This is a genomic window from Thalassoglobus neptunius (genome assembly GCF_007859735.1).
In the GTDB taxonomy this organism is placed as follows: Bacteria; Planctomycetota; Planctomycetia; order Planctomycetales; family Planctomycetaceae; genus Thalassoglobus; species Thalassoglobus neptunius.
Genome location: NZ_SIHI01000039.1, coordinates 1 through 10,000, shown reverse-complemented (window position 1 = coordinate 10,000; position 10,000 = coordinate 1). Strand labels below are relative to the sequence as shown.

Below are 10,000 nucleotides of genomic sequence, written 5' to 3'. Positions count from 1 at the left end.
TTTCGTGAAGTGACCCTGCGGATCAATTCAGGTTGTTCAGCGGCGAAGCAGAAGAAACATGGTCGTCTACGACGGATTGTTATTCGCAAGCCTCATAAGCCGTCTACGAGCAGAATCAAGTGAGTCTACCAACGCCGCACCACCATGTTCGTCATTCTCGGCAGCAACAATCTCCACATTGTTCACGCCGATGAAGCGGAGCACCGTCCGCAAATGCGGATCAAGGTGATTGAGAGCTTCATTTCGACCACCGGGACCGTAACCGCCATCTCCACGAGAGATGACTGCAATCATTCGTTTGTCGTGAACGAGCGGTGTGTATGTCGATTCTACGTTGTTGGGATCGAACAGAAATGTCCGGCCTACACGCACAATTTGATCGATATAGGCTTTGAAGCCGCTCGGCATCCCAAAATTGTAGAATGGAATCCCTGCGACGATGGAATCAGCTTCAAGAAGCTCGTCTACCAATACGTCACTCAATCGCAAGGCATCTCGCATTGCCTGACTGCGTTCATTTGGTTGGGCAAATGCTGCTGCGATCCACTCTTCTGTCACATGTGGCAATGGGTTTCGTCCAATGTCACGATAAGTCACGATGCCGTCCGGGTGGCTGTCCCGCCAACTTTGAACAAAGTGGGCTGTCAGGCGACGTGTGTGAGAACGGTCGTTACGGGGACTTGAATCAATATGAAGTAGATGAGACATTTCAGCCTCCTTTCTAATGAGAGTTGGCTAGGGAAGCGTTCATTCGCTGAGTTGAATCGTTTTTGTTCGCAGTCAGGTCGCACCTGCCTGCCGCACCGTCGCCAGTTGTGCTTCGAGTTCCTGTATTCGCTCTTGAAGCTGCTCGACCACCGGAGCAACTTCCCGTTGAGGAAACCGCTTGTGGATGTGCTGAGGGCAATTGATGTCCCACGCTTCGATATGAAAAAGGACGGCCCGTTCAACTCGTCCCGAATAGGACGGATCACTCAGCAGGTCGAGCAGTTCAGGATCATCTTCTACAACTCTGGCGTTTCCCCAGAGCTTAATGCGTCGGCTGCGGACGTAATCAATCAAGAAGATAAATGCTTTGGTGTTCTCTGACAGGTTCCCCAAAGTGATGTATTGCCGATTGCCAGCAAAGTCGGCAAACCCCAGCGTCCTTTCATCCAATGGGCGTAAGAATCCGGGCGATCCGCCACGGTATTGAATGTACGGTTGACCCTCGGCGTTTGCTGTGCCCAAATAAAACATATCCAGAGTTGAGAGGAAAGCCGACAGTTCCGGCGTCACTGTTGTTTTCCACCCGCTTTGTTCGACTCTTTCGTAGCTCTGGCGAGATCCTTTTTCAGACTGGATTGCTTTGACTGCCGGAGTGAATGCCACATCGCTGGAATAGCGTGTCATGAGTCTTACTCCCTATCTGAATTGGGTTTGTATTGATGCTTGCAAGGTACACTTATGGAAGTGGGCCGGTGAAAAATTAGGTTCACCGGCCCACGAATTGCATGATCGTCAGGCGGCAAGTGAATCGACTTTGGGGAAGTCAATCTCTGTCTTGGCGACGTTATTGAAGAAGTTTGTCAGCACGCTGAGGCTGATGTGAGCGATGACTTCGGCCACTTCTCCATCCGAGTAGCCTTCTGCACGAAACTGTTCGAGATCGGAATCGTTGATTTGTCCATTCGATTCAAGAACCCGATGTGCGAATCTTAAAAGTGCATCAGCCTTCGAGTCGCTTGCATGACCATTGCGGCTTTCGATGATCTGGTTCGGATTCAGACCGACCATTTTTCCAATTGCTGAATGGGCAGCAAGGCAATAGCCGCATCCGTTATATTCAGCAACGGCAAGAGCAATCCTCTCACGATCCTTGGCGGAAAGAGAGCCTTGGCTCAGAGCGTCATTCAGGCTGAGGTAGCCACTCAGAGCGGCAGCCGAATGTCCAAGCGTTTGCATGAGATTGGGCACACGACCCAACTTCTGATGAACTTGCTCAAAGAGTTCCTTGGATTCTTCGGTTGCAGCTTCGGGGGTCACAGGGGTGATACGAGACATGGTAATTCTCCTAAAGAAAAAGGTTTACGAACAGACGGTCTGTTCGTGGGATTCAAAATTGGAAGTATTGCTGCTCAGGCAACGCTGAGGATGCCATCATGTTCAACAGGTCGGGGAGTGGAATTGGGCCAGTGGAACTTGCGTTGCACTTCTTCGATGGCGACATCATTGATGCTGGCTTCTCGACGCTGCATCAGTCCTTCGTTATCGAATTCCCATAGTTCGTTTCCGTAAGCTCGAAACCATTGCCCTGCCGCATCGTGGTACTCGTATTGGAAACGGACGGCGATCCGGTTTTCCGTAAAGCTCCAGAGCGACTTGGTAAGGCGGTAGTCGAGTTCCTTCTCCCACTTGTCGGTGAGGAACTCTCGGATTTGCTCACGGCCACGGATGAATTGATCTCGGTTTCTCCATTCAGAGTTTTCCGAGTACGCCAAAGAGACACGATGCGGGTCACGACTGTTCCAAGCATCTTCTGCGGCACGAACTTTGGCGGTTGCGGATTCCAAATTGAATGGTGGTCGAATGGCGGACACGTTTCATCTCCTGTATTGATTGTTGCCGATGAAAAGGCCGGGTGCTTGTATCGGACCAAGCACCCGGCAGGGGAACAGTAGGTTCATTTCACGGAACAAGCTTCGGTGCTGCACGTTGAAGCAGCGACTGGCTCAGCTTGCGGAATGTCGAGTTCCGTGTCGGCCACGTTGTTGAGAAAGTTCGTAAAGCAACCCAGCACGACGCTGGTGACGATCTCCACGATCTCAGCGTCATCGAACCCGGCCTCTCGCACGTCGGCGAGTTGACCATTGCTGACCTTGCCACGACTCTCCAGCACTACTTCGGCGAATTTGAGTGCGGCTTCCGTGCGGTGATCCTCAGAGTTTCCGGTTCGCCCAGCCAGAATGTCATCAGCCGACAGACCTGCCGTGGGAGCGACGGCACACAGAATGGAAGTGCAATAAGTGCAGGAGTTGGTTTCACTGGTGTTGAGTTTCACTTGGTTGTGAAGCTTCTCACCGATCTTTGCTCCTCCCATCGCCGTGGCGAAGGACAGGAAGCTCTCCAGCACGGCGGGTGAATTGCCCATCACTTTGGCGGTGTTGGGAATCGTTCCGAAGGCTTGTTCCACGGTGTCGAGCAACTCTTTGGTGCGGCCTTGGGCGAGTTCAGGTTTGATGGAATTGAGACGTTGCATGGTTCTTCTCCTTAAAGTTTGAAAACAGGCGTGTTTCGCCGAGACACTCTCGGCTGAGGCATAAAGACAGACTGGTCTGTCGGCTGGTTTGCAAAAAAATAGGTCGGTGGTCTATTCGGCCATTTACTTGCCGAGGAAGCCTCGGAGCAACTCAGCGATCTTCGTTCCATCTTCTTCGAGAGCGAAGTGGCCCGTATTGAGCAGATGGAACTCCAGATTCTTCAGGTCACGCTTGTAAGGATGTGCCCCGGCAGCCGGGAAGATCGCATCGTTTTTGCCCCAGACGATCAACGTTGGTGGCTGGTATTTGCGGAGATACTCCTGCCACTTGGGATAAAGCGGCGGATTACTCCCGTAGCTGTAGAACAGAGCCAGTTGGATTTCCTGATTGTCGGGACGGTCCAAAAGTGGTTGGACATGCCCCCATGTGTCTGGACTGATCGTCTCGACGTTGCGAACTCCGTGGGTGTATTGCCATTTGGTCGCATCCAGCGTCAGCAGAGATCGCAATTTGTCACCTTGTTCGTCAGTGCGGTCCTTCCAGTACGCCTTGATCGGTTTCCAGAACTCGTTGTCGATTCCTTCGTCGTAAGCGTTGCCATTCTGCACGATCAGCGTCTCGACTCGCTCCGGGTGTTTCACCGCCAGCCGGAACCCAACCGGGGCACCGTAATCCATGAGATAGATTGAATACTTCTTCAAACCCACCTTCTCGGTGAACTGCTCGACCACGTTTGCCAAGTTGTCAAACGTGTAGTCGAAGTCCTCGACCGAAGGAGCGGAACTGTTGCCAAAACCGGGGTAATCAGGGGCAACAACGTGGTACTTGTCAGCCATTGCCGGGATAAGATTGCGAAACATGTGCGAGGAAGTCGGGAACCCGTGTAACAGCAGAACCGTGGGAGCATCGTTCGGACCCGCTTCCCGATAGAAGATGTCGAGGCCATCGATCTTCACCGTGCGGTGGTAGACCTGAGCCGATGTTGGTTGGTCATCTGCATGTGCCAACAAGCCAAATGTGAAAAGAGTGGCGAGAGCCAGTGCGGTCGCAGTCGTTTTGAGCTTAGTCATGATTCAGTCTCCAAATCGAAAGGGTTACAGGAACAAGAATTGTTGGTTCTTTGGGTTAGAGTGCCGACAGCCGCTCAGTGACTTCGCTGGCACTCCACACGTCGCTGGCGAGGAAGCGAAAGTTGGTCATGGCCGCATCGTAGCCGTCGTAGCCGGGAACCTGAGCCGCTGCGGTGGCGTCACCGACAACCACAACCTCGAAGCCTTGTTCGAGAAGTTCACGGAGATGCGATTCGACGCACAAGTTGGCCGACATTCCAGCGAGGATGACTTGATCGATACCTCGTTTGCGAAGCTGAAGAACCAGATCGTTTGATTCCGGTCCAAACACCTTGTGCGGGCTGGTGATGACGGTCTCGCCGTCGTTAATGAACGGCTTGTACTGCTCCAGCCAATCGGCCCCCGAACCGTCGAAGTTCGTGAGATCGAGAGCATTCGGGCGGTCGAACATCTGGATGTCGTGCATCAGCCGCTCCAACGCCCCCTCAAATTGCCACTTGTGGTCTTGGGGGTAGTAATAGTGCGGGCTGATGAACAAAGGCACGTCGTTCCCTTTCGAGGCGGCAAACAAGCGACCAATGTTTTCGACCGTGTTGTTGTCGGTGACGTTCTGACCCACGACGCCCCATGTGACACCCTGCGGACTGAGGAAATCGTTTTGGGGATCGGTGACGACCACGGCGACGTTACTCTTGCGTAGCTCCAAGCCGGGCCGGGGAATGGCGGCATCTGGCTTGCGGCCTGAGCCGTAAACGATGGTGGGCTGTTCAGCGTTGGTGGATTCCGACATTTCGCATCTCCTTGAAGAATACAGACAGGTCTGTACATTTGATGGTAAAAAAAAGAGAACCTTACTTACGCTTCTTTGAATTTTTCGAGACAAGGGCCAGTGCTGCATCCCTTGCGACATCAGCCGAATTCGGTGACTGTTCCATGACGGCGGTGACAATCGCCCCTTCCACCAGCAGTGAGATCGCAGGTGTTAGTGATTCCGCCGCCTTTGATCCGCCAGTTTCGGCAATAACCTCTTTCAACATGGCATGGAATCGCTCCTTATGTTGGGCCGAGAATTGCGAGCCTTCGTGTCCTGCATCCGCTAACTCCGCACAAGCGTTGATGAACATACAACCCCGAAAGCCGGGGCTTGTAAACCAGTCCTTGAGTGCCGCAAAAAACGCCTCCAGTCGGTCCTTGCCCGCCTTGGTGTGTCGCCCCATCCACTTCTCGAAAAGGCCATCGAACTTCTCCTCCCGATACTGCAACACGGCGAGGATCAGGTCATCTTTCGAGGCAAAGTGGTTGTAGAGCGTCATCTTCGCCACTTCCGCCTCGGCGATGATCCGGTCGATACCGACAGCCCTAACTCCTTCGGCGTAAAATAGCCGCTCTGCGGTTTCCACAATTCGCTGTCGGGCGTCGGATTTTCTTGTTTGTGTCTTGCTCATGACTGAAATATACAGACCTGTCTGTTTTTGTCAAGAGGGTGTCGAAAGAATCTCACAAAATATCTTCTACCGGTCACACCGATGCCCCACAACTTGTTTGTGGAAACAAACTTCTCCACGACTGTTGGAGGACATTGAATTCCCAGCGAGGGGTTCGAAATTCTGCGGCGGCGGTTTTTCGAATTGGCTTTTCGCAAACGCTTCAGCCCACACGGAAGATCATTCGAGTTGCGAGTTATAAAAAATGTAACCAGCGGTATCGCTCCACTGGCCGGGGGTGGGGAACTCGCCACGAAGAATACAACTGGAATTGTTGGGTTTGAAGAAATGCAACCAAGTAGTCACTCGGACGAGTTGGTCCCATTCGATCACCGTTTGATTCAGCAGCGATGCTCTGCCGGTTCGCCTTGATCCGCTGACCAGACGGACTCGATGAACCGCTCGTCCCCTTGAGTGACAACCGCTTCGTCCTCTACACCCTCTACGTCAAAGTCACGAACAAACGACATCTTGAACCACGCCACCACTGACAATCACGAGTACGGTTTGCACTTCGCTCATCTCTGTTGTGCGTGAAGGTTCGGTCCGATCTCCATTATCAGCAATCACCAAGTCTTCTGAATCAATCGGCGAACAATGCCGTGCTCCGCAGTGCGGGCAGTCGTCATCAACATGGCAGTCCCAAACGTCGGTCCAATGCTCGCCGCAGCAGTAGCAGGTGTAGTGGTTTAAGAACATATTTCGTTGTTCGAGTTGCGTTTCGCTGGACATGACCTTCAATTTCTTCTGAAGAACACTTACTCAGCGTGTTTGCTATCAACGACTGTTGCCACGACGGAGACTTGGCACTGCACCAGCGTGTCGGCCACAAGTACCTCAATCTTGCCGGTCCCGGCGTAGCCGAATGATCCGGTCGAGAACTCTTTCCGCTTGAGTAGGAGCGATTCCGAGATTGCGGTCATCACTTGCTCGGCATCAGGGGATCGTTCATGGAATTCGTGTCGGGTGATAGGGCAACGTCGTGTCATCGATTCGTGTCCAAGTTCGTGGCTGGATCAACAACGAGAAGAAATGGTTCGCCGAGCCGAAGCCGGGCGAACCCTCCACCAACCAACTCACTCAGGAGACCACCCGAAGTAGAATCGAGGACTGGCTTGGAACATCAGGCTTCCTCTGGTCCCGTCCGACTTGCGACTTGCCACGACTAGCGGTGCCATGAATCCCAGCACTTCAAAGTCTCGTTGAAGCTCACTCGTGTCCCACACCTGACCGTGCTTCGCTTCGAGATATTCCCTGCTGCCCGGTTCGGCGTTGATTTCGGCGACCATCTCACGGCGGATCGATTCGGTCTCGTCAGTCATGCGTTCGTCTCCTGAAAAGTGAAGGTGATTGTTCTGGTGTTGGCCGTGGGTCCGACTCAGTATTCGTCGGGAAGCAGCAGGCACGTCGATGAGCGGTCGGCTTCGGTGATGACCCACAGTTTCGTGCCATCTTTGAGCAGGAAGCTCGAAAAGACTCTGTCACCATTGGTGACCGCTTCCTCGTTCGTTTGTTGGTCCTCTTCGTCGAGTTCGCCCGGATCGAGGACGACGTGACGTTGCAGCAGTTCCATCGCCGTCTGTCCTGCGGCTTGCATGGCGTCCAAGGCTCCGGGTGTGGCGACTACGGAACCAAGTGCAAAGAGTGGTTTCTTGTTGTTCGTGGTAACCATAGTGTTTCCTTGTGATGAAGTAGTTGGTGATAGTTTTGCTCACTGGTCCAACTTCAACTGCTGTCGTTGCCACCAACGCAATAGAGCCGAGACATCCTTGCCTCGGCTCTCACTCTTCGATGTTCGTTACGCTCCGAGTTCGTCCCAGCAGAACTCGTTTGGCTTCACGCCCTCGGCAGGCAAACCCTCGCCGTGATACGTGCATGTGAATGGCGTCTTACTTCCTTCCTGCCCATGAACCATCAGGTGATCCAGATCGACAACCTGACCGCTGGGTCCGTAGTGCCGATCATCTTCCGGGTAATCGCCGAGGTTCGCTTCTTCAACGACGATGTGGTGACCGTACTTCTCGCTGTCCGCCAGTTCGTCTATGGCGGCGGACATACTGTCGGCTTCGACGATGAGGAAGAGTGGCGAGTAGCTCCCGCCGATCTCGATGAGCCAAGTCTTGCCGAACCAGTCGCCCGGATTGACGACGGGCATATCCGTGAGTTCGTGACCGTGAAAGGTGCCGTTGGCAGTGATCGTTGCCATGCTCGTGTCTCCTGTTCGTTTGAGTGACACGAGCACGGCTTCGGTCCATTCCGTCATGCGACAGTGTAGAATGTGGCAGGAGTCGTTCGCAGTTGAGTTATTCCTTCTCTCAGACACGAAAGGTGTGCTTGTGCCTTATATCAACGTGCAAATTACGTCCGGTGCAACGAGGGAGCAGAAATCCACCCTCGTCCGGGAGATGACCGATTCACTGGTTCGGGTCCTCAGCAAGAAGCCGGAGCACATTCATATCATCATCCAAGAGGTTGACGAAGAGAATTGGGGTTACGCCGGGCTTCTGACCGACGACTGGAAGCGGCAGCAAACGGAAGGGTGAGCTAGCACGAGGGCCGATCAGCCTTCCTCGTCTTCGGCATCGAGTTCACCAAAGAACTGTGCGAGATACGCCGCCTGACGACGAGCATCGTCGTCGGTGCAATCATCGATCAACTCGCCCCGGAAGAGCATACCGTTTTCGCCGAGAGCGTAGCCAATGATGAACCGACCACGAGGGAGGCGGAACATCAGGGCGAGTGATCCGGTCCAGTACCGCTCGACGATCTCGCAACGGCAGTCCAGCATGGTTTTGCCGCACCATGTTGTCAGCGTGATGCCGTAGCGGTCCCCTTTGGTGTACCCGGTGATGTTTCGCCCGACGACCGAGGCACCGAGGGCGGCATATTCTCGCCCCTCATACTCGATGATCCCGATCTCGATCTGTCCCTGTCGTTCCCAATGAGTGCTTGTCATGTACGATCTCCTGTTGTGGTGAAGGTTGATTGCCAACACCACGACAGGACGGTCCGACCACAATTAGAGCCGAAACACTTCTAGATCGAAGCATTCGACTCTTTGCAATTCTTCTCAAGTGAACCTGAGGACTACCCCGTGTGTCACTGGTTTCACGACAACCTCACGCAGGACGCCAAAGATGCGGATACGGAAATACGAAAGCGGCGATGTGCCTGCCATTCTAAAGACATGGGAGAGAGCAACCCGGCTCGCACACCCATTCTTGGAAGAAGACTTTCTTGACCAAGAGAGAAAGAACATTCCTGAGTTGTATTTGCCAAATGCAGTGACTTGGGTGGCGGAAGTTGATGGAGCGGTTATCGGTTTCATCGCACTCTTAGGAAATGAAATCGGTGGGCTTTTTGTGGAGCCTTCTTATCACGGAACAGGTATCGGGCGAGCACTGGTTGACAAGGTCCAAACTGATAATGGGACTCTTGAGGTTGAGGTATTTTCTGAGAACTCCATTGGTCGTCGGTTCTATACCCGGTATGGATTTGTGGAAATGGAAGAGAAACTTCATGAGCTAACGGGACAGAAACTGCTCCGCCTGAAATGCACTGAAGGCTCGTAGAAAAGACGGTCCGACCACGATCAGAGTGGGATCACTTCGTACTCGACCGACTCGCCCCGCTCGATCCGACGAACTGCTCTCAGGGCGTCGAGTTCTCGGTCGTGCGACATTCGGCACAGAGCGTTGAGCTTGCTGGTGAAGCTGAGGGCGACCGGATGGTTGAAGAGTTCGTCGCCACGAACGCCGCTTTGTTGCAGGGCGAGCAGATGTCGGTGGAATGATCCGACAATGGCGGCGATGTTCACGCCGCACTGCACGGCATCGGCATCACTCGCCGCTTTTCGCTGAATCTCGTTTGATCCGTCTGCTATCGCTGTCTTGTTTGCTATCGTCATCGTTTTCTCCTTGAAAGTGAGAGTTGGTGATGACGACAGCCGATGGTCCATCTACAGGTATTTCTGCGGCAATCTTGATTGCTTGCAGGTTGGAAAACAGTATGTTGGAATGATGGCGGTTAAAGACAACAAGAGACCCGGTAGTTGGCAATGAGGATCATAGATGCAGATATTGTAGACATCGGTCAGAAAACGTAGCGCTCGACGGAGAGGGTGTGACGGAATAAAAGCGTAGCGCCCAGATGATCACTTGTTGTCAGGTGTTCAGACTTTTGGTTTTCACCATTTGTTTGAACTGAT

The 10,000-nt window shown here is 53.2% G+C and carries 17 protein-coding genes; 2 read left to right on the top strand and 15 right to left on the bottom strand.

What is annotated here, in order from left to right:
• Positions 1-66: 66 nt before the first annotated feature.
• From KOR42_RS22090 to KOR42_RS22030, 13 genes are all read right to left on the bottom strand, one after another.
• Positions 67-708 (bottom strand): FMN-dependent NADH-azoreductase, encoded by a 642-nt coding sequence (locus tag KOR42_RS22090; protein ID WP_146512008.1) that lies wholly within the window; start codon positions 706-708, stop codon positions 67-69.
• Between the two features lie 72 nt (positions 709-780).
• Positions 781-1,392 (bottom strand): pyridoxamine 5'-phosphate oxidase family protein, encoded by a 612-nt coding sequence (locus KOR42_RS22085; RefSeq protein ID WP_146512007.1) that lies wholly within the window; start codon positions 1,390-1,392, stop codon positions 781-783.
• 108 nt (positions 1,393-1,500) lie between these two features.
• The gene (locus tag KOR42_RS22080) at positions 1,501-2,043 is read right to left on the bottom strand and encodes a carboxymuconolactone decarboxylase family protein (protein WP_146512006.1); all 543 of its coding nucleotides are present in this window, start codon (positions 2,041-2,043) and stop codon (positions 1,501-1,503) included.
• A 74-nt stretch (positions 2,044-2,117) separates the two neighbouring features.
• Positions 2,118-2,579 (bottom strand): nuclear transport factor 2 family protein, encoded by a 462-nt coding sequence (locus tag KOR42_RS22075; protein WP_146512005.1) that lies wholly within the window; start codon positions 2,577-2,579, stop codon positions 2,118-2,120.
• A gap of 83 nt (positions 2,580-2,662) precedes the next feature.
• Positions 2,663-3,238, bottom strand: coding sequence for a carboxymuconolactone decarboxylase family protein (locus KOR42_RS22070; RefSeq protein ID WP_146512004.1), 576 nt, complete (start codon positions 3,236-3,238; stop codon positions 2,663-2,665).
• A gap of 123 nt (positions 3,239-3,361) precedes the next feature.
• On the bottom strand, positions 3,362-4,309 hold the full coding sequence (locus KOR42_RS22065; protein WP_146512003.1) for an alpha/beta fold hydrolase: 948 nt from the start codon (positions 4,307-4,309) through the stop codon (positions 3,362-3,364).
• Between the two features lie 55 nt (positions 4,310-4,364).
• Positions 4,365-5,099 carry a cysteine hydrolase gene (locus KOR42_RS22060; RefSeq protein ID WP_146512002.1) on the bottom strand — a complete coding sequence of 245 codons (735 nt, stop codon included), beginning with the start codon at positions 5,097-5,099 and terminating at the stop codon, positions 4,365-4,367.
• A gap of 61 nt (positions 5,100-5,160) precedes the next feature.
• Positions 5,161-5,754 (bottom strand): TetR/AcrR family transcriptional regulator, encoded by a 594-nt coding sequence (locus tag KOR42_RS22055; protein ID WP_146512001.1) that lies wholly within the window; start codon positions 5,752-5,754, stop codon positions 5,161-5,163.
• A 492-nt stretch (positions 5,755-6,246) separates the two neighbouring features.
• Positions 6,247-6,525: a hypothetical protein gene (locus tag KOR42_RS22050; RefSeq protein WP_231741073.1), complete on the bottom strand. Its 279-nt coding sequence runs from the start codon at positions 6,523-6,525 to the stop codon at positions 6,247-6,249.
• Positions 6,526-6,551: 26 nt separating this feature from the next.
• Positions 6,552-6,782 (bottom strand): hypothetical protein, encoded by a 231-nt coding sequence (locus KOR42_RS22045; RefSeq protein ID WP_146512000.1) that lies wholly within the window; start codon positions 6,780-6,782, stop codon positions 6,552-6,554.
• Positions 6,783-6,869: 87 nt separating this feature from the next.
• Positions 6,870-7,115 carry a hypothetical protein gene (locus KOR42_RS22040; RefSeq protein WP_146511999.1) on the bottom strand — a complete coding sequence of 82 codons (246 nt, stop codon included), beginning with the start codon at positions 7,113-7,115 and terminating at the stop codon, positions 6,870-6,872.
• A 56-nt stretch (positions 7,116-7,171) separates the two neighbouring features.
• A complete protein-coding gene (locus tag KOR42_RS22035) occupies positions 7,172-7,465 on the bottom strand; it encodes a hypothetical protein (protein ID WP_146511998.1) in 294 nt (97 codons plus the stop codon).
• Positions 7,466-7,591: 126 nt separating this feature from the next.
• On the bottom strand, positions 7,592-7,999 hold the full coding sequence (locus KOR42_RS22030; RefSeq protein WP_146511997.1) for a hypothetical protein: 408 nt from the start codon (positions 7,997-7,999) through the stop codon (positions 7,592-7,594).
• Between the two features lie 130 nt (positions 8,000-8,129).
• On the opposite strand from KOR42_RS22030, the gene KOR42_RS22025 reads away from it, so the two are divergent.
• Positions 8,130-8,336 carry a tautomerase family protein gene (locus KOR42_RS22025; protein WP_146512024.1) on the top strand — a complete coding sequence of 69 codons (207 nt, stop codon included), beginning with the start codon at positions 8,130-8,132 and terminating at the stop codon, positions 8,334-8,336.
• A gap of 17 nt (positions 8,337-8,353) precedes the next feature.
• On the opposite strand, the gene KOR42_RS22020 is transcribed toward KOR42_RS22025, so the two are convergent.
• Entirely contained in the window at positions 8,354-8,749 is a 396-nt protein-coding gene (locus KOR42_RS22020) for a hypothetical protein (RefSeq protein WP_146511996.1), read from the bottom strand.
• 181 nt (positions 8,750-8,930) lie between these two features.
• On the opposite strand from KOR42_RS22020, the gene KOR42_RS22015 reads away from it, so the two are divergent.
• On the top strand, positions 8,931-9,365 hold the full coding sequence (locus tag KOR42_RS22015) for a GNAT family N-acetyltransferase (RefSeq protein WP_146511995.1): 435 nt from the start codon (positions 8,931-8,933) through the stop codon (positions 9,363-9,365).
• A gap of 20 nt (positions 9,366-9,385) precedes the next feature.
• Here the strand turns inward: KOR42_RS22015 and KOR42_RS22010 are convergent, their stop codons facing one another.
• The gene (locus tag KOR42_RS22010) at positions 9,386-9,700 is read right to left on the bottom strand and encodes a hypothetical protein (protein WP_146511994.1); all 315 of its coding nucleotides are present in this window, start codon (positions 9,698-9,700) and stop codon (positions 9,386-9,388) included.
• Between the last annotated feature and the right edge of the window lie 300 nt (positions 9,701-10,000).

Coding starts and splice junctions, on each gene's coding strand:
- KOR42_RS22060 (WP_146512002.1), bottom strand. CDS start 5,099: ATGTCGGAATCCACCAACGCTGAACAGCCCACCATCGTTTACGGCTCA.
- KOR42_RS22045 (WP_146512000.1), bottom strand. CDS start 6,782: ATGACACGACGTTGCCCTATCACCCGACACGAATTCCATGAACGATCC.
- KOR42_RS22080 (WP_146512006.1), bottom strand. CDS start 2,043: ATGTCTCGTATCACCCCTGTGACCCCCGAAGCTGCAACCGAAGAATCC.
- KOR42_RS22090 (WP_146512008.1), bottom strand. CDS start 708: ATGTCTCATCTACTTCATATTGATTCAAGTCCCCGTAACGACCGTTCT.
- KOR42_RS22065 (WP_146512003.1), bottom strand. CDS start 4,309: ATGACTAAGCTCAAAACGACTGCGACCGCACTGGCTCTCGCCACTCTT.
- KOR42_RS22070 (WP_146512004.1), bottom strand. CDS start 3,238: ATGCAACGTCTCAATTCCATCAAACCTGAACTCGCCCAAGGCCGCACC.
- KOR42_RS22050 (WP_231741073.1), bottom strand. CDS start 6,525: ATGTCCAGCGAAACGCAACTCGAACAACGAAATATGTTCTTAAACCAC.
- KOR42_RS22010 (WP_146511994.1), bottom strand. CDS start 9,700: ATGACGATAGCAAACAAGACAGCGATAGCAGACGGATCAAACGAGATT.
- KOR42_RS22030 (WP_146511997.1), bottom strand. CDS start 7,999: ATGGCAACGATCACTGCCAACGGCACCTTTCACGGTCACGAACTCACG.
- KOR42_RS22055 (WP_146512001.1), bottom strand. CDS start 5,754: ATGAGCAAGACACAAACAAGAAAATCCGACGCCCGACAGCGAATTGTG.
- KOR42_RS22015 (WP_146511995.1), top strand. CDS start 8,931: ATGCGGATACGGAAATACGAAAGCGGCGATGTGCCTGCCATTCTAAAG.
- KOR42_RS22040 (WP_146511999.1), bottom strand. CDS start 7,115: ATGACTGACGAGACCGAATCGATCCGCCGTGAGATGGTCGCCGAAATC.
- KOR42_RS22020 (WP_146511996.1), bottom strand. CDS start 8,749: ATGACAAGCACTCATTGGGAACGACAGGGACAGATCGAGATCGGGATC.
- KOR42_RS22085 (WP_146512007.1), bottom strand. CDS start 1,392: ATGACACGCTATTCCAGCGATGTGGCATTCACTCCGGCAGTCAAAGCA.
- KOR42_RS22035 (WP_146511998.1), bottom strand. CDS start 7,465: ATGGTTACCACGAACAACAAGAAACCACTCTTTGCACTTGGTTCCGTA.